This window comes from Dickeya sp. NCPPB 3274 (genome assembly GCF_000406205.1).
GTDB classification, from domain to species: Bacteria; Pseudomonadota; Gammaproteobacteria; order Enterobacterales; family Enterobacteriaceae; genus Dickeya; species Dickeya fangzhongdai.
Genome location: NZ_CM001979.1, coordinates 32743 through 57356, shown reverse-complemented (window position 1 = coordinate 57356; position 24614 = coordinate 32743). Strand labels below are relative to the sequence as shown.

The 24614-nt window shown below is 58.2% G+C and carries 20 protein-coding genes and 1 tRNA gene; 11 read left to right on the top strand and 10 right to left on the bottom strand.

Annotated elements, in window-relative coordinates:
* The gene (locus DXX3274_RS00935; RefSeq protein WP_042858082.1) at positions 1-909 is read right to left on the bottom strand and encodes a carbohydrate ABC transporter permease; all 909 of its coding nucleotides are present in this window, start codon (positions 907-909) and stop codon (positions 1-3) included.
* Positions 910-1210: 301 nt separating this feature from the next.
* Here DXX3274_RS00935 and DXX3274_RS00930 point away from each other — a divergent pair, with 301 nt between their 5' ends.
* Positions 1211-2491: a histidine-type phosphatase gene (locus DXX3274_RS00930; protein WP_042858081.1), complete on the top strand. Its 1281-nt coding sequence runs from the start codon at positions 1211-1213 to the stop codon at positions 2489-2491.
* A 35-nt stretch (positions 2492-2526) separates the two neighbouring features.
* Here the strand turns inward: DXX3274_RS00930 and DXX3274_RS00925 are convergent, their stop codons facing one another.
* The 3 genes from DXX3274_RS00925 to DXX3274_RS00915 all read right to left on the bottom strand — a co-directional run bounded on the left by DXX3274_RS00925 (position 2527) and on the right by DXX3274_RS00915 (position 5978).
* Positions 2527-3699 carry an MFS transporter gene (locus DXX3274_RS00925; RefSeq protein WP_042861783.1) on the bottom strand — a complete coding sequence of 391 codons (1173 nt, stop codon included), beginning with the start codon at positions 3697-3699 and terminating at the stop codon, positions 2527-2529.
* 168 nt (positions 3700-3867) lie between these two features.
* The gene (locus DXX3274_RS00920; RefSeq protein ID WP_042858079.1) at positions 3868-4758 is read right to left on the bottom strand and encodes a LysR family transcriptional regulator; all 891 of its coding nucleotides are present in this window, start codon (positions 4756-4758) and stop codon (positions 3868-3870) included.
* A 41-nt stretch (positions 4759-4799) separates the two neighbouring features.
* Positions 4800-5978, bottom strand: a complete 1179-nt coding sequence (locus DXX3274_RS00915) for an MFS transporter (protein ID WP_042858077.1) — start codon at positions 5976-5978, stop codon at positions 4800-4802.
* Positions 5979-6257: 279 nt separating this feature from the next.
* On the opposite strand from DXX3274_RS00915, the gene DXX3274_RS00910 reads away from it, so the two are divergent.
* The 3 genes from DXX3274_RS00910 (at position 6258) to DXX3274_RS00900 (ending at position 8366) form a co-directional block, all read left to right on the top strand.
* On the top strand, positions 6258-6833 hold the full coding sequence (locus DXX3274_RS00910; protein WP_042858076.1) for an iron-containing redox enzyme family protein: 576 nt from the start codon (positions 6258-6260) through the stop codon (positions 6831-6833).
* Positions 6834-6837: 4 nt separating this feature from the next.
* Positions 6838-7632: an SDR family oxidoreductase gene (locus tag DXX3274_RS00905; protein WP_042858074.1), complete on the top strand. Its 795-nt coding sequence runs from the start codon at positions 6838-6840 to the stop codon at positions 7630-7632.
* A 107-nt stretch (positions 7633-7739) separates the two neighbouring features.
* Complete coding sequence (locus tag DXX3274_RS00900) at positions 7740-8366, top strand: tetratricopeptide repeat protein (RefSeq protein ID WP_042858073.1); 627 nt, start codon at positions 7740-7742, stop codon at positions 8364-8366.
* Positions 8367-8795: 429 nt separating this feature from the next.
* On the opposite strand, the gene DXX3274_RS00895 is transcribed toward DXX3274_RS00900, so the two are convergent.
* The 3 genes from DXX3274_RS00895 to ligB form a co-directional block, all read right to left on the bottom strand.
* Positions 8796-8872, bottom strand: a tRNA-Pro gene (locus DXX3274_RS00895).
* 149 nt (positions 8873-9021) lie between these two features.
* Positions 9022-10704: a kdo(2)-lipid A phosphoethanolamine 7''-transferase gene (gene eptB / locus DXX3274_RS00890; RefSeq protein WP_042858072.1), complete on the bottom strand. Its 1683-nt coding sequence runs from the start codon at positions 10702-10704 to the stop codon at positions 9022-9024.
* A gap of 358 nt (positions 10705-11062) precedes the next feature.
* Positions 11063-12745, bottom strand: coding sequence for an NAD-dependent DNA ligase LigB (ligB, locus tag DXX3274_RS00885; RefSeq protein WP_042858071.1), 1683 nt, complete (start codon positions 12743-12745; stop codon positions 11063-11065).
* A 306-nt stretch (positions 12746-13051) separates the two neighbouring features.
* On the opposite strand from ligB, the gene gmk reads away from it, so the two are divergent.
* From gmk to DXX3274_RS00850, 7 genes are all read left to right on the top strand, one after another.
* Complete coding sequence (gmk, locus tag DXX3274_RS00880) at positions 13052-13675, top strand: guanylate kinase (protein WP_042858070.1); 624 nt, start codon at positions 13052-13054, stop codon at positions 13673-13675.
* A gap of 54 nt (positions 13676-13729) precedes the next feature.
* Complete coding sequence (gene rpoZ / locus DXX3274_RS00875) at positions 13730-14005, top strand: DNA-directed RNA polymerase subunit omega (RefSeq protein WP_013315745.1); 276 nt, start codon at positions 13730-13732, stop codon at positions 14003-14005.
* 24 nt (positions 14006-14029) lie between these two features.
* A complete protein-coding gene (gene spoT, locus DXX3274_RS00870) occupies positions 14030-16132 on the top strand; it encodes a bifunctional GTP diphosphokinase/guanosine-3',5'-bis pyrophosphate 3'-pyrophosphohydrolase (RefSeq protein ID WP_013315744.1) in 2103 nt (700 codons plus the stop codon).
* A 6-nt stretch (positions 16133-16138) separates the two neighbouring features.
* Entirely contained in the window at positions 16139-16831 is a 693-nt protein-coding gene (trmH, locus tag DXX3274_RS00865) for a tRNA (guanosine(18)-2'-O)-methyltransferase TrmH (protein ID WP_042858069.1), read from the top strand.
* Positions 16831-18912, top strand: coding sequence for an ATP-dependent DNA helicase RecG (gene recG / locus DXX3274_RS00860; protein ID WP_042858068.1), 2082 nt, complete (start codon positions 16831-16833; stop codon positions 18910-18912). The genes trmH and recG overlap by 1 nt, the downstream gene beginning before the upstream one ends.
* Positions 18913-19092: 180 nt before the next feature.
* Positions 19093-20481: an NCS2 family protein gene (locus DXX3274_RS00855; protein ID WP_042858066.1), complete on the top strand. Its 1389-nt coding sequence runs from the start codon at positions 19093-19095 to the stop codon at positions 20479-20481.
* Between the two features lie 155 nt (positions 20482-20636).
* The gene (locus tag DXX3274_RS00850) at positions 20637-22376 is read left to right on the top strand and encodes an AsmA family protein (protein WP_042858064.1); all 1740 of its coding nucleotides are present in this window, start codon (positions 20637-20639) and stop codon (positions 22374-22376) included.
* A 77-nt stretch (positions 22377-22453) separates the two neighbouring features.
* Here the strand turns inward: DXX3274_RS00850 and fabY are convergent, their stop codons facing one another.
* The 3 genes from fabY to yihX are packed head-to-tail and all read right to left on the bottom strand — an operon-like array spanning position 22454 to position 24485.
* Positions 22454-23395, bottom strand: a complete 942-nt coding sequence (fabY, locus tag DXX3274_RS00845) for a fatty acid biosynthesis protein FabY (protein WP_042858063.1) — start codon at positions 23393-23395, stop codon at positions 22454-22456.
* Positions 23396-23428: 33 nt separating this feature from the next.
* Complete coding sequence (gene dtd, locus DXX3274_RS00840; RefSeq protein ID WP_042858062.1) at positions 23429-23866, bottom strand: D-aminoacyl-tRNA deacylase; 438 nt, start codon at positions 23864-23866, stop codon at positions 23429-23431.
* A 7-nt stretch (positions 23867-23873) separates the two neighbouring features.
* Complete coding sequence (gene yihX, locus DXX3274_RS00835) at positions 23874-24485, bottom strand: glucose-1-phosphatase (protein WP_039692082.1); 612 nt, start codon at positions 24483-24485, stop codon at positions 23874-23876.
* Positions 24486-24614 lie beyond the last annotated feature (129 nt).

The following is a 24614-nucleotide window of genomic DNA, read 5'->3' as shown; positions in this document are numbered from 1 at the left end:
TTAAAAATAGACCCAGCGGCGGGCAATCAGGGTATTGACCAGCGACAGCGACCCCGCCAGCAGCAGGATCATCACCGCGGTGGCCGCCGCCGGTCCCATGCTGAACTGCTGGAACGCCTGCTGATAAAACAGATACATCAGCGTGCGGGTGCTGTTGCCGGGGCCGCCCTGGGTCAGCATCTGAAATTGATCGAACGCCTGAACGGCATTCACCAGATTGACGATCAACAGGAAAAAAGTAGTGGGGGAAATCAGCGGCAAGGTGATGGTTAACAGGCGTCTGGCGCGGCTGCCGCCGTCCAGCCGCGCGGCTTCGTATAACTCGGCGGGAATGCGGTTGAGCGCGCTGATGAAAAACATCATCGTCCAGCCGATGCCCTGCCATACCGTGACCGCCACCACCGCCAGCATGGCGCTGCACGGCCGCTCCAGCCAGGGCACGCCCGCCACGCCGAACAGCCCGAGCAGTTGGTTCGCCAGTCCGGCGCGGGAGTCGAACACCCATGACCACACCACGGAAACCGCCACCGTCGGGGTAATCCACGGAGAAAAGATCATCGCCTGATAACAGCGCTGCCCGCGGCACCGGCGGTGCAGCAACAGCGCAAATCCCAGCCCCAGCGCCACCACCGGCATCACCACCGCGATGGCAAACACCAACGTGTTCACCAGCGCGCCGGAAAAATCGTCGCTCTGAAGCAGGTCGCGGTAATTATCCACACCGACGAGGTGATAATCCGGCGAAATATAATCCCAGTCGGTGAGGCTGATATAGAGGCTGCAAAAAAAAGGAATCACCCAAAATAGCAATAACGGGATCAGCAGCGGGGCAATAAACCCGGCGCCAATAAACCCTGAGCCACCAAACCCACCGCGGTTAAATAGCGTCGGTATTTTATTGGCCGTCATGACGTCTCCGTAACTCCCATTCGGTGTTAATCCGCCAAGCCTAAAAGTGCTCTGTGACAACAAACCGGCAAAAAGAAGACAGTTTCATGATTCGAACTTTTCTTTTTTCATGTCACAGCCTTCAGAGTGAAAGTGATACCGTTCACATCATTACCGCGCTCGAAAAGATATTTTCTCTTCAACAAACTTGTTTACAGGCTGAAAAAAATCCCACGATTCTTACATAGAAAAAACATTCTTCCTGTTGCCGCCATCGCTTAGCCTTGGCGGTAGCCAAAAGGCATGTACCCGAGGATCAACTATGTTATTCACACGCAAGACCGTCGCCGGGCTGTTGTTGTCGGCGTTACCCTGGCTGAGCGCGCAGGCGGAAACCGCTCCGTCAGGCTGGACGCTGGAAAAAGTGGTGGAAATCAGCCGCCACGGCGTACGCCCGCCGACCGAAGGCAACGTCAAAACCATTCAGGAAGGCACCGGACGCGACTGGCCTACCTGGCTGACCCATTACGGCGAGCTGACCGGCCACGGTTATGCAGCGGCAGTACTAAAAGGGCAGTACGAAGGGCAGTACCTGCGCCAGCACGGGCTGTTGACCCAAAACTGCCCGGCGCCCGACGACGTGTTTGTCTGGGCCAGCCCGTTGCAACGCACGCAGGAAACCGCGATGGCGCTGATGGATGGCGTGTTCCCCGGCTGCGGCGTGGTGATTCGCGGCCCGGAGAGTGAAGACAACGACCCGCTGTTCCATGCCGAAACCGCCGGCGTGCCGGTGGATCAGGAACAGGTGAAGGCCGATCTGCAAAAAGCGATGCAGGGCAAAAGCGCCGAACAGATTCAAGCTGAGTGGCAACCGGCGATCGATCGCCTGAAACAGGCGGTCTGCCTGGCGGACAAACCCTGTCCGGCGCTCAGCGCCAAATGGGAAGTGAAAGAGAGCAAAAAAGGGAACATCTCGCTGCATGGACCGGAAGCGCTGGCCAACATGGCGGAAACCATCCGGCTGGCCTACAGCAACAACAACCCGCTCGGTCAGGTGGCGTTCGGCAACGCCAGAACCGCCGCCGCGGTGGGCGCGTTAATGCCATTGCTGACCGCCAACTACGATTTCACCAACGACTTGCCCTACGTGGCGCGGCGCGGCGGTTCGGTACTGATGAATCAGATAGCCCTGGCGCTCAACCCGGAACATCAGGCGGACGCCCCGCCCGACGCCAAATGGCTGCTGTACGTAGCGCACGACACCAACATCGCCAAACTGCGCGCCATGCTGGGCTTCACCTGGCAGATGGGCGACTACCCGCGCGGCAATATCCCGCCCGCCGGCAGCCTGATCTTCGAACGCTGGCGCAATCCGCAGTCCGGCCAACGCTTCGTACGCATCTACTTTCAGGCGCAGTCGCTGGACCAGATTCGCGGGCTGACCGCGCTGGATAACGACCATCCGCCGCTGCGCAGCGAATTCTCGATGAACGGCTGCCAGAAAACCGATGTCGGCACCCTGTGTCCGTACGATGCCGTGATGAAACGCCTCAACGGCGCGGTGGATCGCACCGCGCTGCTGCCGGTGCGCTATACGCTGTAATCGCTATACCATCACGGGCGGGCCCCCGCCCGTGATTACCGACGACTGGCCGCCACCAGCGCCAGTAGCGTCACGCCGCCGGCAAACAGCGTTACCGGCATCCAGCCGCCCGCCTGCCAGGCGGCCATCGCGCCGCTGGAACCCAGCGCCCCGCCGAGGAACATGCCGCCCATGAACAGCGTGTTGATGCGCCCGCGCGCCGCCGGTTGCAGGCCGTAAATCACATGCTGGTGAGCGATCAACGCGCTCTGCACCCCGAGGTCCAGCAGTATCACCCCGACAATCAGGCCCGCCACCGTGCCCCACAGCCCGAACACGCCCCACGCCAGCAGCGTGAGCAACGCGCCCAGCAGAATCACCGGCCGGCTGCCGATACGATCCGCCAGACGTCCGGCCACCGGCGCCGCGGTAATGCCCGCCACGCCAATTACGCCGAACAGACCAGCCGTCGCCGCTCCCATCGGATGACTGCCGCTGGCGAGGTACAGCGCCAGAATGCTCCAGAACGCGCTAAACGACGCAAACAACGCACCCTGAATCCAGGTGGCGCGACGCAATGCCGGCTCCGCGCGCCACAGCGTCAGCAGTGAACGCATCAGCGAACGCCAGGACAGCGCCGATGACGACGGCAACGCAGGCAACATGCGCCCCATCAGCGCCGCGCCCGCCAGCGCCAGCGGCACGCTCAGCCAGAACATGGCGCGCCACCCGGCGACATCCGCCACCAGCCCGGCCAGCGTCCGGCTGAGCAGTATGCCGCTCAGCAACCCGCTCATCACGGTGCCGACCACCGCGCCGCGCTGGCCTTCGCCCGCCACCGTCGCCGCTACCGGCACAATCTGCTGCGCCACCGTCGCGCCGACGCCGATCAATACCGATGCCGCCAGCAGCACCGTCGCCGACGGCGCCAGCGCCGCCAGCACCGAGGCCAGCGCCAACAGCAAAAATTGCCAGACGATCAGCTGTCGCCGCTCGAACTTGTCGCCCAACGGCACCAGCATCAGCAATCCCAACGCATAACCGAGCTGGGTAGCGGTGGGGATCATCGATGTCGCGCCGCTGCCGGGAAAGCTGGCGGTCATCAGGCCGAGCATCGGCTGGTTGTAATAGATATTGGCGACTGCCACACCGCTGGCGGCCGCCATGGCAAAAATCAGCGGCTTACCCGCCTGTTGTACGGCGTCATCGCTGTAAGATAACGTGCTCATGGTCATTCTCCGTGGTTGCCTGTCTGAAAGTTGTTTTCCCCTCAGGCCGGAAGCACCATCACACGGCACGACGTGGGGGACAGGTTCAGCATAAGCACGGCGACTTCACCGCAGAAGAGCGCCATCGGCCATAATATTTATTCCAGAATGGAATGGGTGAAAGGAAATTCAGGCAGGGGTAGACAGATGGTGAGCCACAAATTCGGTAAACGCCCGGGCGCGGGCCGACGTTAACCGGCCGCCGGGGTAAACCGCCCACAGATCCATGACGCCGATATGCCAGTCGGTCAGCGCCGTTACCACCGCGCCGCTCGCCAGCTCCGGCGCAAACATCCACGCCGACGCCACCGCCAGGCCGTTGCCCGCCAACACCGCTTCCCGCACCCCTTCCGCCGCGCTGGTGCGGATGCGTCCCGACAGCGTGACCAGACATTGCCGGTCATCCCGACGAAACCACCAGTTGCCCGGCGCATCGGCCTGCAGGTAGATCACCGCGTCATGCTCTTCCAGCGCCTCGGGCGAGACCGGCGTGCCGCGGGCGGCGAAATACGCCGGCGTGGCCAGCAACCGCATCGGCGCCGAGCCGATCTTCCGGGCGGTCAACCCGGAGTCTTTCATCTCGCCCAGCCGCAACGCCACATCAATGCCTTCGGCGATCAGATCCACCGGACGGTCATCCAGAATGATGTCCACCTTCAGTTGCGGATGCTGCGACATAAACGTATGCAAACGGGGCAGTACATGCAGGCGGGCGAAGGTCACCGGCGCCGACACCCGCAAATAACCACTCAGATCGCCGTTGCCGCCGCGCACCCCATCCTGCGCCTCGTGTAACTGTTGCAACGCCGGGGCGACCTGCTCGTAAAACCGCTGCCCGGCTTCGGTGGGCGTCAACCCACGGGTGGAGCGCAGCAACAGCTTGACCGCCAGTTGCTGCTCAAGCTGCATGATGGCTTTGGAAATGGCCGGCTGCCCGATGCCCAGACGGCGCGACGCAGCGGAAAAGGACCCGCACTCATAAACACAGATAAACGTTTCCAGCGTTGCCAGACGATCCATTTTCCCTCCGGTGATTCACCGCCAAATACACGCCTGTCGCGCTACTCCGCCACTTCCGGGCTCGCCGACCTGGCGGCGTCCTGTTGCGTCGTCGAAAGCGCATTAGCCGCCAGAAACAACAGCCCCAGCAGCCCCAGAATACCGATTAGCCCATCACGGCCGTACCACTGCATCAGCGCACCGCTCACCAGCGGACCGCTGAAGCTGCCGACGCCCCATAAAACGCCGAACAAGGCGTTGATCGCCACCAGATCGACGCCGCTGAACTGCTTGCCCGCCCGCACCAGCGATAGGGTGTAAATACTGCCCGCCACCGCGCCCAGCAGGAAGACGTTCGCCCACACCCAGCCGGTGCCGTAGCTGAACGGCAGACCGGCCAGCATCAACACGAACAGCACCCCGCAGGCCAGATGCACCCGCACCGTGCCCAGTTTGTCGGAAACCCAGCCCAGCGGCACCTGCAACAGCGCATCGCCGATAAACAACACCGTCACCAGCAGCACCGCCAGCTGTTCCTCGTAGCCGTGCGCCATGCCGTACAGCGGCAACATCGACAGCACCGCGCCGTCGAAAAAGGCGAACGCAAACACCGCCGCCGCCAGCGCTGGCGCGGCCAGCACCAGTGAAAACAGGTTATGTTGCCGATGGGCGCTCAGCGCCAGCCCGGAAAAAGACGAGCCGGGCACCATCAGCAGACATACGCCATGCAGCGCCAGAATCAGCAACAGCCCGGTCGGATCGTCCAGACCGGTGAGGGAAATAAGCAGCGGCCCCAGCAGTTGCAGGCCGGTAAACGCGGTGGCGTACAATCCCACCAGCACACCCCGGCGGTGCTCGGCGGTGTGGCCGCTGACCCAGGACTCGCCGATGACGATAATCAGCCCACAGCAAAATCCCATCAGAAAACGCGGCGCTATCAGCAGCACCACGTTGTCGAGATAAAACGACAGCGTCAGGCTGATGCCCATGCCCCATGTCGACAGCGCCAGCAAGCGGCCCACCGGCAGACGCATCGCCACAGGCGCCGCCACCCAGGAAGAGACGAAGACGCCAATCGCCGGCAGGGCGGACACCATGCCGGTCAGCGCGGAGCCGTACCCCAGCGCGGTCAGTTTCAGCGTGACCAGCGGGATGGAATACCCCTGAACCAACCCCACCAGCGAGGCGCTGATCATCACCACCAAAATCGCCAGCTGATGTGCGCGGCGCGATGTCGACATGCCGTTTCTCCGTCCCTTTGTGATTTATCAGGCGGCCTACTATCACCTATACCGGATTTTACCTATACCGGATTCCGGCGCCGGACCTGACGCCGCTGCGTACCATCATCACAAACTGATGACTATAAATCTCGTTATTTATCAAAAAATTAAACTAACACACCGATATTGAGATGATTTTTTAACCGTCTTAAGTCTCTCTTAATGCTCCCCCGTTAGCATGACACCATCGCACCCAGAGGCGACCCCGACTGTCAACGCGCCACTCAGGAGTAAGACATGAGCTTTTACCAGCAACTGCAATCCGCAACATCAACATCGCAACAACTGATGATGTCCGCTCCGGTCATTGACGCCTGTCGTCAGGGAACCATCACCGGGGATATGTACATCGCCTTTCTGACGCAGGCTTACCACCACGTCAGTTATACCGTACCGCTGCTGATGGCGGCGAGCGGTCGTCTTCCCCGGCATCAGGCGTGGGTGCGTGAGGCCATTGATGAATACATTGACGCCGAGTACGACCATAAAGCCTCGATTCGTCACAAAATTCGTGCCTGCGGCGGCAAAACGGAAACCCTGAGCCAGAACACCGCCACTCAGTGGATTGAACTGATGGCGGCGTACCTCTATGACCAGATCCAGCGCGACAACCCGATGAGCATCTTCGGCCTGATACACGTACTGGAAGGTATCCAGGCCAACATCGAGTCCGATGATATGGTCAGCCAGAACGTTTTCGCCGCACTGATGGACAACATCAGCGACTCGGCCGATCAGACCGCTATAATTCATGCCGCTCACGTGGTTTATCAGCTGTACGGCGACATGCTGCACAGCCTCACGGAGCACTAATGTCATGAAGCTAAAAAATAAACGTATCCTTCTGACGGGCGCCAGCAGCAGCACCGGCCAGGAACTGGCATTGTCGCTGGCCGCCAGGGGCGCCAGGCTGTATCTGGTCGGCCGTAATGAAAAGGCGCTGCTGGCATTACAGCATCGGTTACCCGACCCCAGTCATCACAATATCTTGCTGGCGGACCTGTGTGACGAACAGGATCGCGACGCGCTGGCGGAGTGTTTCCCGGAAAACGTCAGACTGGACGTGCTGATTAACAACACGGACACATCGACCTTCGGCCTGTTTGAAGAACAGAGCCACGACGCCATCCGTCGACAGCTCGCCCTTAATACCGAAGTACCGATACTGTTGACTCACTCCCTGCTCGACTGTATCAGCACGCCCGGCATCATCATGAATATCGGCTCCACCCTCGACGGGATCGGCTACCCGGGATACAGCGCATATTGCGCCAGTAAATTTGCCTTGCGCGGATTCAGCGAAGCGCTGCATCGCGAATTGTCATCTAAAGGGATTAAAGTACTGCATCTGGCTCCCAGAGCCATCAATACCGGACGTAACGCCCCGAAGACCAATGCTCTGACCCAGGCGCTGGGCTACCACAGCGACAACCCGGCCTGGGTGGCGGAACAGGTGGTCAACGCGCTGGAGCAGGAAACCGTGCGCCGTTGGCTGGGTTGGCCGGAAAAACTGTTCGTGCGGCTTAATGCGCTGGTGCCTGCCGTGGTGGATAATGCCATCCGTCGTCAGCTTGCCGCTATCCAGCATTATGCAAAGGCGCAGAAAAAATAGGGAAATCACACATGGTTCTCCGGGCACACATGGCTATCCAATCACATATGACAATTCGCTCGCATACGGATACGGCTACCCGCTCGTCTATGACTATTCGATCACAGATGATTCTCCGAGCGACAATGCTACTGCTCAGTGGGCTGCTGACGGTAAACATGGTTCATGCCGGCGATACGTCGATGGATATCCACCGGCAATGGTCTGTTTGCCAGTACAAGACGCTGGCATCCCGCAAAGATGAGTGTTTCGCCGCATTGAGCCAGCAGGCGCAGGAACAGGCGGAAAGCCACCCTGACCGTGCGGATTATCTGATCTGGTCGGCGATGGTCGACAGCAGTTGGGCTGGCGTCAAAGACGGTATGGAAGCGCTCAATCTGGCCGGACAGGCCAAAAGTACGCTGGAAAAGGCCATCGCCCTTGACCCGCATGCGCTGAATGGCGCGGCTTACACCATTCTCGGCGTGCTCTATTATCAGGTGCCGGGCTGGCCGCTGGGGTTTGGCGATGACAAAAAAGCAGAGCAGTACCTGAAAACCGCGTTGAAAATGAATCCTGCCAACATTGATGCAAACTTCTTTTACGGCGACTTTTTGCTGAAAGCGGGACGCAAAAGCGAAGCCAGACAATACCTGACCTCCGCACTGAATGCATCGCCCCGCCCGGGACGGGAAATCGCCGATCTGGGCCGCCACGTGGAAGCCGAAAAAGCGCTGGCACAGCTGAAATATTGATCCCCCCCCCGCCATGAGCAGTCCTCTGCCTGGCGGGAAAGCATCGCCTATCCATGTTGTTTTTTTCGCCTTTTATCATTGCTCTCAGATTAAAACCCCTAATATTTTCATGATGAAACTGATTGCCAGCCCACCTAAATGTAAGAAAAGGTAAAAGATGGGAGGAATAAGTCATCGCGGATAAAAAGGCAAAATTAAACAAAAGATTAGTGAGTCAGACAGAGAAAAATGTTCGCAACGAAAAAGCATCGTTTTGAAGAAAAACATCAGAGAAATAAGGCATTAAGCAGGATTTGGCATAAATATGCCTGAAAAGACAGAAAAAAGGTGAAAAAATACGCCACGCCGGACTACAGAAACAAAAAAACTCGCTATCCAGAGGATGCGAGTTTCATGTCAACGGTAACCGGGTTTTACCGTTTTAAAATTTGGTCGGTGAGAGAGGATTCGAACCTCCGACCCCTTCGTCCCGAACGAAGTGCGCTACCAGGCTGCGCCACTCACCGAGTGCGGGGCGCATATTACTGCGCCCCTACCATAGCGTCAATCCCTTTTTCATAAAAGCCAACAGGTTGGCGACAAAGTGTCCGACAGGGTGGAAAAACACCGCCATTGCCGCCGGAATGCACGTCGTCCCAACCCGCAGGCAACGGCGTTATTCGCGCCCCGGCGCATTGCACCAGTTATTTTTTTCCTGAATGCCGCCGTCCGGCGAGGTATATCCCAAACACCCCAGCATGGAGTCGAAAATCTCCTCATGACGCAGCACTTTTCCTTGTTGCTGTTGCGCCCGCAGTTGCTCAAACGCCTGCTGATTACGCGGTTGCGCCAGATACTTGTCCGAAGCCCACAGCATAATCGGCGAACGGAACTGTTCCGGCGGCGCCATCTGGCGCGGCGTGCCATGCAAATGGTAGTTATCGTCGATCGATTCACCGTGATCGGAGGAATACACCAGCAGCGCCTTCTTGTCGCGCAACTGGTCAATTACCCGTTTGATGAAGGCATCGGTATACAACACGCTGTTATCGAAGGCATTGATTAGCTGCTCCCGGGAACAGGAAGCATCCACACCCATACACTCCGGCTGATAACGGGCATAGCTGCGCGGATAGCGCATCGAATACAGATAGTGGGAGCCTTTGGTGTGCAGCACCACCAGATGCTTGCCGTTAGGGTGACGCATCAACGACTGCGACATTTCATCAACCAGCAGCATGTCGTCCACCGCTTTGCCCTCATTGCGCTTTTCCGAGGCAATCATTTCACGAAAGGCGTAATTGTCGGCCTGAATGTTGTTATAGAACCAGACTTCGCTCTGCATCGCGAACAGTTCGGACGTGAACCCCAGCGACTTCATGACGGCAAAGATATTTTTTTCCCGCAGCGTACGTTGCGGGTTATCGGCGGTGCCGCCTTCCCGCACAAACATGCAGCGCATCGACAATTTGGTGGAGGTGTCGCAAGAGTGGCCGCGAAACGCCAGCAAATTCTTTTCCTTCGCCAGCTGCGGCGTGGTATCACGCTCGTAGCCCAGCAGTCCCAGATGGTCCCAGCGGGTGGTTTCGCCGATGATAAAGACGACGTAAGTGTCGTCGATTCCCGGCGGCGCCTGATAGGTAAACTCCTTGCCGGGATCAATCAGCTCGTCGTCATCCTGATTTTCATCATAACGGGCATAGGCAAACAAACCGAATGCCGATAGCCAGTTAGCCGGCAGATAGGAATGAGCCACCACCCCGCCGTAACTTGGCAAATCCTGATTGGACAGTTTCTCCGCCGAAGTATTCATCCGATCCAGATAGCGTAGCGGCAACCATACCAGTGCGGCGGACACGACCAGCCCCAACAGCGCGATACGTCGACGTCCCGGAGTACGCAATTGTTCGATCAGCGTTTGCTGCAGGCGGTTTTTCCAGATGATAAACAAGGGCGGGATACCGAGCGCCACCACCCACAGCACAAAAAACAGCCCAATCACCTCTTTGGATAAATCAATATCCGTGGTCATTACCGCGGCGATGATGCCATAGCCAATCACGACATTAAAAAAAGTCATGTAGTAGCTGGCGGCCACTGAAATCAATACCAGTAATGACGCCACAACACGAAAAAAACGGCGTCCGCCGAGCGACAACAGTCGCATCAGGAAAAAGGTAAACAGAATGCAAGCCATCGATTCCACCAGCAGGGGAATATATTTGGCGACCGGATTTTCAGTAAAAAACGGGAATGCATCTACACGCCGGTAAAAAACCGGCAGATTCAAAAAAAAGCCAATATAGATTGCCAGCAACCAGGATAATTTAGATTGTGACAACGCCAGCAGGGATTTCATTCCAGACCATGCTCCAGAGGTAAAAATATCCTGTAAACAGACCAATGGTATGTTCGAAAGTTCAGGCGCCATCAGCGTATTCCGGTTTTTTCTTATGCTATTACGCCCTTTCCCTGAGAAAACTTTACACAGACAGTTCAGCATCCTTTAAGCAATCTGTTTATCCTTTCGGCTAATAAGTGAATCGCGCGGAAAAACAAGGCAAAATCGTTATTAGATACCATTTTTATTTTAAAGATCGCCGAACTGGTTTTTCGTGTTATTTTTATTTTCTTGTTTGCTGCTCTGACTATTTTTTCTGTTCAATTCATCACTCTGGTTATTACCTGAAGCGCGCCCGTCAGACCGATAATTCCCGTCATGATTTCACGCCTTGTTCATTGAGCCAGGCTAGTTGCCGGACGATATCGGGGTGATGCAGAAAGTCCCGAATGCGCTGCGCCCGTCGAATGCCAATACCGGAAAACTGCTGCCATTCCGCCGCGGAACGTTGCTGCAACTGTTCGAACGATGCACCATCCAGCGCGTGCCGGGCGCGGGATGGCACCGGTAGTCCTAACGCCAGTAACCAGTTTCGCAACGGCTGGCGACGTGCTTGTTGAAACTGACGATGAATCCGCTCCGCCTGTTGTTCGCCGAAATCACCGGCCGCCGCCAGTTGCGCCGGTTCCAGCGCCAGCCAGGACACCACATCGGCCAGCGCGCCGCGCTGTGTCAGACGCCGCCAGGTGGCTTCGCTGATGCCGCCAAGCGACAGTCCGTTGCGCCCGCTCATCCACACCAGTCGGGCCAGAAACTGTGGCTGGCATTCCCGGCTCCATTGCAAACAACTGAAAACATCAAAGGGCGACGCCGCCGGGACGGTTATCGCTTCACGCATCGCACCGCGCCAGACCACGGCGTCCAGCCGGGGAATCCCCAATCCTGCCAGACTGACGCTAACCCGATCCCCCGGCAGCACATCCCACTGCCGCCAGCGGGATACCGAACCGAGATTGACCCGACTAACGGTTTTGTCATCCAGCACCACCGGCTGCAGTTGCAACACCACGGTCATTCTGCCGGTGCGCCCTACCTCAACGTCGACGCCGGTGACTTCCGTCACCCGGTTCACCAACGGGTATTTCCAGGCCACCGCCCACTCCGCCGGGGTGTCTTGCCAGTAACGTCCGGCGGGTTCCTGCGCCTGACGCACCACCACGCCATCGGTCACAAACGGCAGCGGCGCACGATACCAGCGTTCACGCCACTGCGCCGCCGCCTCCAGCGAGGATACGGGTTGCGTGTAATCCGCCGTCAGCCCAAACCCCAACGCCCGTAATTTCGCCAGTCTCGCCGACATGTTCGCCGGGCCGTCCGGCCAGGCCCAGATAAATACGCCAATGCGAGACAGCAGCGGCGAAGGTTGCTTTCGTCGCATTTCACCCGCCACCTGCGCTCGCGCGTTTATGCCGCCGAGCTGCTGCTGGCGGTGGCCCACTACCTGTAAATACAATTCGCCCTGAAAGACCTGACGGCCGGACACACCGGAAAGATGCTGTGGCACCGTATTCATCTGGCGCACCTTGTCGGTCCAGTCCTCACCCTGGCGGCCATTGCCGCGACTGATGGCGGCAACCAGCTTCCCTTGTTCGTACACCAGCGTCACCGCCACGCCATCGATCTTGGGCTGCACCCACAAATCATGATGTTGCGCGATCCACTGCTTCAGTTCGGCCGGTTCCGACAGCTTTTTCAGGCCGGTGTGCGCCACCGGATGCTGCCGTTTGCCGGTGGTCGGCAGAGCTATCGCAAAACGCCCGGCATCCGTCTGAAAACAGACTTGCCAGGTCGCCAGCGTTTGACGCAGCTGATCGTAAACCTGATCGTCCACCGGGCTCTGGCCCTGTTCGTAATAAGCGTTGTCCCACTGCGTCAGTTGCTGCCCCAACTGGGCGATCTCCTGCTCAGCCCGCACCGACGACCATGCCGGACAAGACGCCGCTTCGGTCAGCCCGCTCACAACAAACAGCACCGCCGCCAGTGCGTATCGATATCGCATCGCCTTTCCTCCTTGAGCGAAACTCCTTGAGCGAAAACCAGGGCATTAATACGCAGGCGGTCAGGAAATACGAGCACGAAGACAAGGGAATGCGAAACATGCCGCACGGCATCGCGCCGGTTGCTGCAACCGATATAAAAGCAGGAAGGTGGTCCGCAAAATGAAAAGAGGCGGGATGACAGACAACTGGCAGAGAGTCAGGCTATGTTTCACCACGCGACGGTTCACACAGCGGCGTGTATAATGCGGGAAAATGCGCGACTGGCCGCATCTCTCCTTTCATCTTTATCAGACACAGAATTCACTATGGCTCAAGGCACGTTATACATTGTTTCCGCCCCCAGCGGTGCGGGGAAATCCAGTTTGATTCAGGCATTGCTGAAAACGCAGCCGTTGTATGACACCCAGGTTTCCGTTTCGCACACTACCCGCGCCATGCGGCCCGGCGAAGCCCACGGCGAACACTATTTTTTCGTGCCGGTAGATGAATTCAAACGTATGATTGAAGAGGACGATTTTCTGGAATATGCCGAAGTTTTCGGCAATTATTACGGAACGTCCCGCGCGGCTATCGAGCAGGTGTTATCCACCGGCGTCGATGTCTTTCTGGATATCGACTGGCAGGGCGCCCGCCAGATCCGTGAGCGTATGCCGCAAGCCCGCAGCATCTTTATGCTGCCGCCTTCACAGGAAGAACTGGAGCGACGCCTGCGTGGTCGCGGTCAGGACAGTGAAGAGGTCATCGCCCGCCGGATGAAACAGGCGGTGGCGGAAATGAGTCATTACGCCGAATACGATTATCTGATTGTGAATGATGATTTCGATCTGGCGCTGCTGGATCTGAAAACCATCATTCGCGCCGAGCGCCTGCGTCTGAGCCGTCAGAAAGTTCGACATGACGCTTTAATCACCAAACTATTGGCAGACTGACGGCTCTTTCAGTATGATGCCCAGTCATTTTATTTCCCCACTGGAGTACACACTATGGCACGCGTAACTGTTCAGGACGCTGTAGAAAAAATTGGTAACCGTTTTGACCTGGTGTTGGTCGCCGCTCGTCGCGCCCGTCAGATCCAGGTGGGTGGCAAAGAGCCGCTGGTTCCGGAAGAAAACGACAAGTACACCGTTATCGCTCTGCGCGAGATCGAAGAAGGTCTGATCAACGGCCAGATTCTGGATACCCGCGAACGTCAGGAACAGCAGGAGCAGGAAGCAGCGGAAATCCAGGCGGTTACCGCTATCGCTGAAGGTCGTCGTTAATTCGAATTCGGTCGCGAGTCGCCCTTGTATCTGTTTGAAAGCCTCAATCTGCTGATTCAGCGTTATCTGCCGGAAGACCAGATAAAGCGCCTCAAGCAGGCTTATCTTGTTGCACGTGATGCTCACGAGGGCCAGACACGCTCCAGCGGTGAGCCCTATATCACCCATCCAGTAGCGGTGGCCTGCATTCTGGCCGAAATGCGTCTCGACTATGAAACGCTGATGGCCGCCTTGCTGCATGACGTCATCGAAGATACGCCCGCCACCTATCAGGACATGGAACAGCTGTTCGGTAAAAGCGTGGCCGAACTGGTGGAAGGCGTATCCAAGCTGGATAAGCTGAAATTCCGCGACAAGAAAGAGGCGCAGGCGGAAAACTTTCGCAAGATGATCATGGCGATGGTGCAGGATATCCGCGTCATTTTGATCAAACTGGCCGACCGCACCCACAATATGCGTACGCTGGGATCGCTGCGTCCGGACAAGCGCCGGCGCATCGCCCGGGAAACGCTGGAAATCTACAGCCCGCTCGCACATCGTCTCGGTATTCATCATCTGAAAACCGAGCTGGAAGAGCTGGGATTCGAAGCGCTCTACCCCAACCGTTACCGAGTCATCAAAGAGGTGGTGAAAGCCGCCCGCGGCAACCGCAAAGAGATGATTCAGAAGATCCTTTCCGAGATTGAAGGGCGTCTGAAGGAAGCCGGCATCAGCTGTCGCGTCAGCGGCCGCGAAAAACACCTGTACTCCATTTACTGCAAGATGCACCTGAAAGAGCAGCGCTTTCACTCGATTATGGATATCTACGCCTTTCGGGTGATCGTCCGGGAAGTGGATACCTGTTATCGCGTGCTGGGGCAGGTACACAGCCTGTACAAGCCGCGCCCCGGTCGGGTGAAAGACTATATCGCCATTCCCAAGGCCAACGGTTATCAGTCGCTCCATACTTCCCTCATCGGGCCGCACGGCGTGCCGGTTGAAGTCCAGATCCGCACCGAGGACATGGACCAGATGGCGGAAATGGGGGTTGCCGCGCACTGGGCTTACAAAGAAGGCGAAAGCAGCAGCACTACGGCGCAGGTGCGCGCCCAGCGCTGGATGCAAAGCCTGCTGGAGCTACAGCAGAGCGCCGGCAGCTCGTTCGAATTCATCGAGAGCGTCAAATCCGATCTGTTTCCGGACGAAATTTACGTGTTCACACCGGAAGGCCGCATCGTCGAGCTGCCTGCTGGCGCGACGCCGGTGGACTTCGCCTATGCGGTACACACCGATATCGGCCACGCCTGCGTCGGCGCACGCGTCGATCGCCAGCCGTATCCGCTGTCTCAGGCTCTGTCCAGCGGGCAGACGATCGAAATCATCACCGCGCCGGGCGCCCGCCCGAACGCCGCCTGGCTCAACTTCGTAGTCAGTTCCAAAGCCCGCGCCAAAATCCGTCAGATGCTGAAAAACCTCAAACGTGACGACTCCGTCAGTCTGGGGCGTCGTCTGATTAATCACGCGCTGGGCAGCGGCCGTAAACTGTCCGACATTCCGGAACAGAATATTCAGCGGGAGCTGGAGCGCATGAAGCTCGCCTCGCTGGACGACCTGCTGGCGGAAATCGGTCTGGGCAATGCCATGAGCGTGGTGGTGGCGCGCAATCTGCTGGAAGAACACGCCGAAACCGGCGCCGCCGGTATCCGCAAACTGCCCATCAAGGGCGCCGACGGGGTACTGATCACTTTCGCCAAGTGCTGCCGCCCGATTCCCGGCGATCCGATCATCGCGCACGTCAGCCCCGGTAAAGGGCTGGTGATTCATCATGAGTCCTGCCGCAACATCCGTGGCTACCAGAAAGAGCCTGAGAAATTCATGGCGGTGGAGTGGGATGAGGTGACCGAGCAGGAATTCATGACGGAAATCAAGGTCGACATGTTCAACCATCAGGGGGCGCTGGCCAACCTGACGGCGGCGATCAGCTCGTCAAACTCCAATATTCAAAGCATTAATACCGAAGAACGGGATGGCCGGGTGTACAGCGCCTTTATCCGCCTTACGACGCGCGACCGTATTCATCTTGCGAATATCATGCGCAAGATCCGCGTGATGCCGGACGTGATTAAAGTCAACCGTAACCGAAATTAGCCTGTTATGACCCCAGAACGTTATACACGCATCCGCGAAATGCTTAACAACCGTCAGCCCGACCTGACCGTGTGCATGGAGCAGGTGCACAAACCTCACAACGTATCCGCCGTTATTCGTACCGCCGATGCGGTCGGCGTGCATCAGGTGCACGCCGTGTGGCCCACCAACCGCATGAGGACCCTGGTGTCCACCGCTGCGGGCAGCAACAGTTGGGTGCAGGTCAAAACCCACCGTACCGTTCAGGATGCGGCCAGCCATCTGAAAACGCAGGGGATGCAAATTCTGGCGACCAATCTATCCGCCAGCGCGGTCGATTTCCGTGAAGTGGATTACACCCGCCCCACCTGCATCCTGCTCGGGCAGGAAAAAACCGGCATCTCCGCCGACGCGCTGGCGCTCGCCGATCAGGACATCATCATTCCGATGATCGGCATGGTGCAATCCCTGAACGTCTCGGTAGCATCCGCCCTGATTCTGTACGAAGCGCAGCGTCAGCGTCAGTTGGCCGGAATGTACCAGCGCGAACACAGTCCGCTGGATGAGGAAGAACAACAGCGCCTGCTGTTTGAGGGCGGCTACCCGGTACTGGCCCGCGTCGCCAGACGCAAAGGGCTGCCGCGACCACGCATCGACCACACCGGTCAGGTGATTGCCGACGCGCCCTGGTGGGCGGCGATGCAATCCACGGAGCAATAATGGACAGCCGCCTGCTGCATACCCAGCCGTTGAGCACCCTTGCCGGCGTCGGGGCCAGCCAGGCGGAAAAACTGGCCCGCCTCGGTCTGGAAACGGTGCAGGATCTGCTGTTGCACCTGCCGTTGCGTTATGAAGACCGCACCCACCTTTACCTGATTAACGATTTGCTGCCAGGCATGTACGCCACCGTGGAAGGCGAAGTGCTGCGCAGCGATATCAGCTTCGGTCGCCGCCGGATGTTGACCTGCCAGATCAGCGACGGCAGCGGCATGCTGACGCTGCGCTTCTTCAATTTCAACGCTGCCATGAAAAACAGCCTGTCGCCGGGCCAGCGCGTGCTGGCGTATGGCGAAGTACGACGCGGCAAGCTGGGCGGCGAAATGATCCACCCGGAATACCGGGTACAAGGCGAAAGCACTGCGGTCGAACTACAGGAAACGCTGACGCCGGTGTACCCCACCACCGAAGGCATACGGCAGGCTACGCTGCGCAAACTGACCGATCAGGCGCTGGAGTTGCTGAATACCCACCCGATTGACGAGCTGCTGCCTCAGGAGATGCGCCACGGGTTGATCAGCCTGCCGGATGCGTTGCGAACCCTGCACCGCCCACCGCCGGATGTGCAACTGGCTGAACTGGAGCAAGGCAAACATCCGGCCCAGCAACGGCTGGTGATGGAAGAGCTGCTGGCGCACCACCTGAGCATGCTGGCGGTGCGGGCCGGCGCGCAACGTCATCATGCGTTGGCGCTTGAACCCAAAGACAACCTGAAACAGCAGTTACTGGCCGCCCTGCCGTTCAGCCCCACCGGCGCGCAGCAGCGGGTGGTGGCGGAAATAGAACAGGATATGAACAAGCCGTTTCCGATGATGCGTCTGGTGCAGGGCGATGTGGGTTCCGGTAAAACACTGGTGGCGGCGCTGACGGCGCTGCGGGCCATCGCTCACGGCAAACAGGTGGCGCTGATGGCGCCCACCGAACTGCTGGCTGAGCAGCACGCCGCCAACTTCCGCCGCTGGTTCGAACCGCTGGGCGTCGAAGTCGGCTGGCTGGCAGGCAAGCAAAAAGGCAAGGCGCGGCAGGCCCAGCAAGAGGCTATCGCCAGCGGGCAGGTATCAATGGTGATTGGCACCCATGCCATTTTTCAACAGCAGGTGCAGTTCAACGGCCTGGCGCTGGTGATCATCGATGAACAACACCGTTTTGGCGTGCATCAACGGCTGGCGCTATGGGAAAAAGGCGAAGAGCAGGGATTCCATCCTCACCAGTTGATCATGACCGCCACCCCCATCCCCCGTACGCTGGCGATGACCGCCTATGCCGATTTGGATACCTCGGTGATCGATGAACTGCCGCCGGGCCGCACGCCGGTTACCACCGTCGCCATTCCGGATACCCGGCGCGATGACATCATCCAGCGGGTGCGCAACGCCTGTCTGCAAGAGGGACGACAGGCGTACTGGGTCTGCACCCTGATCGAAGAATCCGAACTGTTGGAAGCGCAAGCGGCCGAGGCCACCTGTCAGGAACTGAAAGCGGCGTTGCCCAACCTCACTATCGGGCTGGTACACGGCCGGATGAAAGCACAGGAAAAGCAGGCCGTCATGGAGGCGTTCAAAACCAATCAGTTGCATCTGCTGGTCGCCACCACGGTAATTGAAGTCGGGGTGGATGTGCCGAACGCCAGTCTGATGATCATCGAAAACCCGGAGCGGCTCGGTCTGGCGCAATTGCACCAGTTGCGTGGTCGCGTTGGCCGCGGCGCGGTCGCTTCCCATTGCGTGCTGCTGTACAAAACGCCACTGAGCAAAACGGCTCAGATGCGGCTACAGGTCTTGCGCGACAGCAACGACGGCTTCGTGATCGCCCAGCGCGATCTGGAAATCCGGGGTCCGGGCGAGCTGCTGGGCACTCGTCAGACCGGCAACGCCGCCTTCAGGGTGGCGGATTTGTTGCGGGATCAGGCATTAATTCCGCAGGTTCAGCGAGTGTCGCGTCATATCCATGAACACTACCCGGAACACGCCAGAGCGTTGATCGACCGCTGGCTGCCGGAACGCACCCGTTATACCAACGCCTGAGGACGATTCCGGCATCACGGTTCCTGCCGTCTCGTTGCGGGCTTGTATTTATCCCCATAGTTAACAAGGTATTATAATCCAGCGTATTCCGGCGATAAGAAAACTGCATTCCGCAATCGATTGCTTTTACAGAGAAGATGATTAAAATGCGCTTTTGCCGTTCAGGAGCGCCGAAATATCATGAGTCTTTCCACCACTGAGCTACCTCAGGCCGATGCCGCCACCCCGGCGCACAGCGAGCTGATTTACCGTCTGGAGGACCGACCTCCTTTACCGCAAACCCTGTTTGCCGCCTGCCAGCACCTGTTGGCGATGTTTGTCGCGGTGATTACCCCGGCGCTGCTGATCTGTCAGGCGCTGGGCCTGCCGGCGCAGGATACCCAGCACATCATCAGCATGTCGTTGTTCGCTTCCGGCCTGGCATCCATTCTGCAAATCAAGACCTGGGGACCGGTTGGTTCCGGCCTGCTGTCCATCCAGGGAACCAGCTTCAACTTCGTCACCCCGCTGATTATGGGCGGCATGGCGCTGAAAAACGGCGGCGCGGATGTGCCGACGATGATGGCGGCGCTGTTCGGCACCCTGATGGTCGCTTCCTGCACGGAAATCCTGCTGTCGCGTGTGCTGCATCTGGCGCGTCGCATCATCACGCCGCTGGTTTCCGGCATCGTCGTTATGATCATCGGCCTGTCGCTGATTCAGGTTGGCCTGACCTCGATCGGCGGCGGTTTTGCCGCCATGAGCAACCACACCTTTGGCGCGCCGAAAAACCTGCTGCTGGCGGCCGTCGTGCTGGTGGTGATCATCCTTCTGAATCGCCAGCGCAACCCTTACCTGCGCGTAGCATCGCTGGTGATCGCGATGGCCGTTGGTTATCTGGCCGCCTGGCTGATGGATATGCTGCCGGAAAGCGCCGGTACGTCCAGCCAGGCGCTGATTAACGTGCCGACGCCGTTGTACTACGGTCTTGGCTTTGACTGGAATCTGCTGATCCCGCTGATGCTGGTGTTCATGGTGACTTCGCTGGAAACCATCGGCGACATCACCGCCACCTCCGACGTGTCTGAGCAGCCGGTCAGCGGCCCGCTGTACATGAAGCGCCTGAAAGGCGGCGTGCTGGCCAATGGCCTGAACTCCTGCTTGTCCGCGGTGTTCAATACCTTCCCCAACTCCTGCTTCGGTCAGAACAACGGCGTGATTCAGCTGACCGGCGTTGCCAGCCGGTATGTAGGTTTCGTGGTGGCGCTGATGTTGATCGTGCTGGGCCTGTTCCCGGCAGTGAGCGGTTTTGTACAGCACATTCCTGAACCGGTGCTGGGCGGCGCGACCATCGTGATGTTCGGCACCATCGCCGCATCCGGGGTGCGTATTGTGTCACGCGAGCCGCTCAACCGCCGCGCCATCATGATCATCGCGCTGTCGCTGGCCGTCGGTCTGGGCGTTTCCCAGCAGCCGCTGATTCTGCAGTTCGCGCCGGAATGGCTGAAAACGCTGCTGTCGTCGGGCATTGCTGCGGGCGGTATCACAGCGATTGTGTTGAATCTGGTCTTTCCTCACGAAAAAGAGTAAGCCGCGCTTCCAGAAATTTTTCGTCTTACGTGATAATAAGGGCCGATGGTGTAACATCGGCCCTTATTTATTGTCTGTAATAAGTTACCTGTTGAGATGACTGGATAATTACGGCATAACACGATCATCCCTTGCGACTGGCGCGGACTTGAGCAATGAAACTTATCGGGAAACTTCTTCTCACACTGCTGTTACTGGCGCTGCTGGCTGTGGTGGTGTTGTACGTACTGGCCCAGACTGAATGGGGCGCCAGACATATCAGTCAATGGGTTAATCAACGTAGCGAATACCAGGTGTCATTCAGAAAGATGGCGCATGACTGGTCCTCCCCCGGGCGTATTCAATTGCTGGACGTCAGCTTCGGCCATAAAAATCAACCTGTTACTCTAGTCGCGCAAAGCGTGTCCGCGGGATTCAGCGTGCGCCAGATTACCGATCCGCGCCATTTTTCCAGCCTGATGCTGGAAGGCGGCACCCTCAATCTGGGTCAGACCGGTTTTACGCTGCCGATTGAAGCCGATGTTCTGCAACTGAAAGCCATGGCGTTGCATGCGCAGGATGGCGACTGGCGATTGAGAGGCGAACAGGTGACAGGCGGCATTACCCCGTGGCAGCCGGAACCCGGCTATCTGCTGGGTAAAAAGGCGGCGTTCCAGCTCAGTGCGCACTCGCTGCTCCTCAACGACCTGCCGGCCAGCAAGGTACTGGTGCAAGGGCAGTTTAATAACCAGCAACTGACGCTGGAAAACTTCGGCGCCGATGTGGCGCGAGGCGAGCTGACGGGCAATGCTTCCCGCGCGGAGGACGGCAGTTGGCTTGTCAACAACCTGCGGCTGAGCAATGTCCGGTTGCAAACCCGGCAGTCGATGGCGGATTTCTGGCAACCGGTGACTCGCCTGCCAGCGGTAACCGTCAATCGCTTTGACCTGATCGATGCCCGTATCGAAGGGCAAAACTGGGCATTCACCGATCTGGACGTCACTCTGCAAAACGTGACCTTTCGACAGAACGACTGGCAAAGCGACGACGGCTCGCTGTCATTCAACGCCACCGATATCGTCAACGGCAACATGCATCTGGTCGACCCGATCGTCAGTCTGGATTTGTCGAAACAGGGCGTGAACATCAAACAGTTCTCTACCCGTTGGGAAGGCGGACTGCTGCGCACCAGCGGCAACTGGCTACGCAGCAACCAGAGGCTGACGCTGGATGAGCTGGTAGTGGCCGGCATGGAATACACGCTGCCGGCGGACTGGCGTCAACGCTGGCAGCAAACGCTGCCCGACTGGCTGGCGGAAGTAGAGCTTCGGAAATTCAGCGCCAACCACAACCTGCTGATCGATATCAATCCGGCGTTTCCATTCCAGCTTACCGCGCTGGACGGCTTCGGCAGCAATCTGTTGCTGGCGCGCAACCACCAGTGGGGCGTGTGGCAAGGCGCGCTGAACCTGAACGCCAGTGATGCCACCTTCAACAAAGTCGATGTGCGCCGTCCGTCGCTGGCGCTGAACGCCAATGACAACCAAATCACGCTTACCGATCTGAGCGCCTTTACCCAAAGCGGTTTGCTGGAAGCCAAAGCGGTGATTGCACAACAGCCGGCCCGAACTTTTACGCTGGATCTAACCGGCAAAGCCGTGGCGTTCGATGTCCTGACCCGCTGGGGCTGGCCTGTCCCGGCCACCGCGCCCACCGGCAACACCAACCTGCAGTTACACCTGAACGGCCGGCTGGAAGCGGCAAGCCCGCTTAGACCAACACTCAACGGCACGCTGCAAGGCATTGACAGCGCCGGACACGCCATCAGCCAGGCAATGCATCAGGGAACGGTGGCAGACAGCGCACCCGCCACGTCGACCCCGCCGGCGACACCCGCGCCAGCCACACAGCCTTAAGCACAGGACAGCATAAAGCAAACAGCCACCGTCATGGTGGCTGTTGCATATCAGGTTTCAGGTTTCAGGTTTCAGGACTAGCGAATGGCAGAGCCGCCCTGTTCCAGCAATTCATTCGGATCCGGCGGCAGCACGATGTAGACACCTTCAAACAGCGCGCCTTTTTTATCATTGCCAAACAGCTCCACCTGCAACTGCACGCGCGCTTTGCGCCCGCGCGCCAGCCGATCCAGATCGCCGCTCAACGAGCCTAAGTCCGCCACCGCGCTGGGGCGACCGGTCACCGGCGTACTGTAGCGAATATGCGCATCCGCCAGAATAATGGTGCCGCCCAGCTGCCGCTCACGCAGCAGCAACCAAATCAATCCCCACCCGGTAAGCGTCGCCAGCGAGAACATGCTGCCGGCGAACAGAGTATGATGCGGGTTCTGGTTCCCCGCCTCCGGCATGGTGGTAATAAATTTCTGCCCGGTGTACTGACTGATGCGCACACCCATTTTTTCGCTGAGAGGAATGTGGTTGTACCACGCCTGTTGCAACTGACCACACCAGTCCGGGCGATGCAGAATGTCATCCAGCGTCGCCACCGGTTTTATCATCAAAAAGTGACGTACCGGCGTGGTCATCGGCGTGGTGATTTCCCCCTGATTGACAAAGCCAAGTCGGGAGAAGAACGCCATCGCATCCTCGCGGGCGCTGCACACCACCCGCTTCACCCCTTCCTGGCGCGCGACCGACTCCAGCGCCATCGCCATGAGCGTTCCCAGACCCTTGCGCTGTACGTCAGGATGCACCGCCAGAAATCGGATCGAGGCTTCATTATCGGCATTAATAGAGAGACGACCCACCGCGACCAGCTTGCCGTGCCCATCGACTATGGTTTGATGGTGCGCCAGCGCATCATAGGCATCCCGTTCGGAACCGAGCGGCTGATGCAGCGGTTTACGCAACATTTCCCAGCGGAACTGGTAATAAGCATCCAGCTCTTCGGCGCTTTCAGGCACTCTCAGGTAATACATAACCGCCCCTCTCAACGCATGCTTAATTGCAGCCTAGACCTGCAACCAGAAAGTTACAGGCCCATCATTTACCAGAGATACTTTCATGTCCGCGGCAAAACGACCGGTTTCAGTCGTTAGCCCGCGCTCACGGCACTGGCCGACAAAATACTGATACAGCCGATCGGCTTCGGCGGGCGCCGCGCCGCGGGAAAAGCTGGGGCGCATGCCCTTTTGCGTATCCGCCGCCAGCGTAAACTGCGACACCACCAGCAAACTGCCGCCGGCTTGCTGAACGTTCAGATTCATCTTGCCGTTGTCATCGCTGAAAATCCGATAGCCGATCACCTTTTCGCATAAACGGGCCGCTTTCTGTTCGTCATCGCCTTGCTCTACGCCCAGCAATACCAGCAGTCCGTGATCGATTTCCCCGATTACCGCGCCGTCTACCGTCACACTTGCGCCGGATACCCGCTGAATTAATGCGATCATAACGACCTTACGACTCCTGCTTAAAAACCTGGCTGGCAAAAAAATCCGGCACGACCTGCCGATCGCTAACCAGAATGGAGCGGATGCCTAATGCATTCGCCGCGTCCACATTGGCGGCATTGTCGTCAAAAAAGAGCGCGTCATGGGCGTCAACGCCTTCTTCGCGCAGAACATGGTGGTAAATCGTCGCCTCTGGTTTGCGCTGACCAATATCCTGCGACAGATAAAGCCGGTCTACGGCTTGCTGAACTTCCGGGTATTCGTCCGGCCAGAATTGGCAGTGCAAGCGATTGGTATTGGAGAGTATTACCACGCGATGCCCTTCCTGCCGCAAACGATGCATGATATCGATCACATCTTTGCGTACACCTATGAAAATTGCCTGCCAACCGGTCGAGAACTGCTCAAAACTGAGCGTCATTCCCAGCTCGTGGCTCAAGCGCGACGCAAATTCCTCATCGCTGATTTCACCGCGCTCATGTTGTTCAAAGGTATGCCCCAGAATAAAACGTTCACGCAGGGTCGCCAGCGGCGCGCCGCTCAGGTTGCTCCACACCCCTAAAACACGATTGAAATCAATATCGATAACCACATTACCCAAATCAAAGATATACAGCATGCGTCCTCCAGATTGGCCAGTAGGGTTTTCACTGTAGCGAGAAAAATCCGTGCTGAACAGGGAGGATAAGCAGGATCATAATGAGGTCAAAAATGGTGCAGATTCGGTCCGGAGCGGATACCGGACGCG

Coding starts and splice junctions, on each gene's coding strand:
- DXX3274_RS00935 (WP_042858082.1), bottom strand. CDS start 909: ATGACGGCCAATAAAATACCGACGCTATTTAACCGCGGTGGGTTTGGT.
- DXX3274_RS00930 (WP_042858081.1), top strand. CDS start 1,211: ATGTTATTCACACGCAAGACCGTCGCCGGGCTGTTGTTGTCGGCGTTA.
- DXX3274_RS00925 (WP_042861783.1), bottom strand. CDS start 3,699: ATGAGCACGTTATCTTACAGCGATGACGCCGTACAACAGGCGGGTAAG.
- DXX3274_RS00920 (WP_042858079.1), bottom strand. CDS start 4,758: ATGGATCGTCTGGCAACGCTGGAAACGTTTATCTGTGTTTATGAGTGC.
- DXX3274_RS00915 (WP_042858077.1), bottom strand. CDS start 5,978: ATGTCGACATCGCGCCGCGCACATCAGCTGGCGATTTTGGTGGTGATG.
- DXX3274_RS00910 (WP_042858076.1), top strand. CDS start 6,258: ATGAGCTTTTACCAGCAACTGCAATCCGCAACATCAACATCGCAACAA.
- DXX3274_RS00905 (WP_042858074.1), top strand. CDS start 6,838: ATGAAGCTAAAAAATAAACGTATCCTTCTGACGGGCGCCAGCAGCAGC.
- DXX3274_RS00900 (WP_042858073.1), top strand. CDS start 7,740: ATGATTCTCCGAGCGACAATGCTACTGCTCAGTGGGCTGCTGACGGTA.
- eptB (WP_042858072.1), bottom strand. CDS start 10,704: ATGAAATCCCTGCTGGCGTTGTCACAATCTAAATTATCCTGGTTGCTG.
- ligB (WP_042858071.1), bottom strand. CDS start 12,745: ATGCGATATCGATACGCACTGGCGGCGGTGCTGTTTGTTGTGAGCGGG.
- gmk (WP_042858070.1), top strand. CDS start 13,052: ATGGCTCAAGGCACGTTATACATTGTTTCCGCCCCCAGCGGTGCGGGG.
- rpoZ (WP_013315745.1), top strand. CDS start 13,730: ATGGCACGCGTAACTGTTCAGGACGCTGTAGAAAAAATTGGTAACCGT.
- trmH (WP_042858069.1), top strand. CDS start 16,139: ATGACCCCAGAACGTTATACACGCATCCGCGAAATGCTTAACAACCGT.
- recG (WP_042858068.1), top strand. CDS start 16,831: ATGGACAGCCGCCTGCTGCATACCCAGCCGTTGAGCACCCTTGCCGGC.
- DXX3274_RS00855 (WP_042858066.1), top strand. CDS start 19,093: ATGAGTCTTTCCACCACTGAGCTACCTCAGGCCGATGCCGCCACCCCG.
- DXX3274_RS00850 (WP_042858064.1), top strand. CDS start 20,637: ATGAAACTTATCGGGAAACTTCTTCTCACACTGCTGTTACTGGCGCTG.
- fabY (WP_042858063.1), bottom strand. CDS start 23,395: ATGTATTACCTGAGAGTGCCTGAAAGCGCCGAAGAGCTGGATGCTTAT.
- dtd (WP_042858062.1), bottom strand. CDS start 23,866: ATGATCGCATTAATTCAGCGGGTATCCGGCGCAAGTGTGACGGTAGAC.
- yihX (WP_039692082.1), bottom strand. CDS start 24,485: ATGCTGTATATCTTTGATTTGGGTAATGTGGTTATCGATATTGATTTC.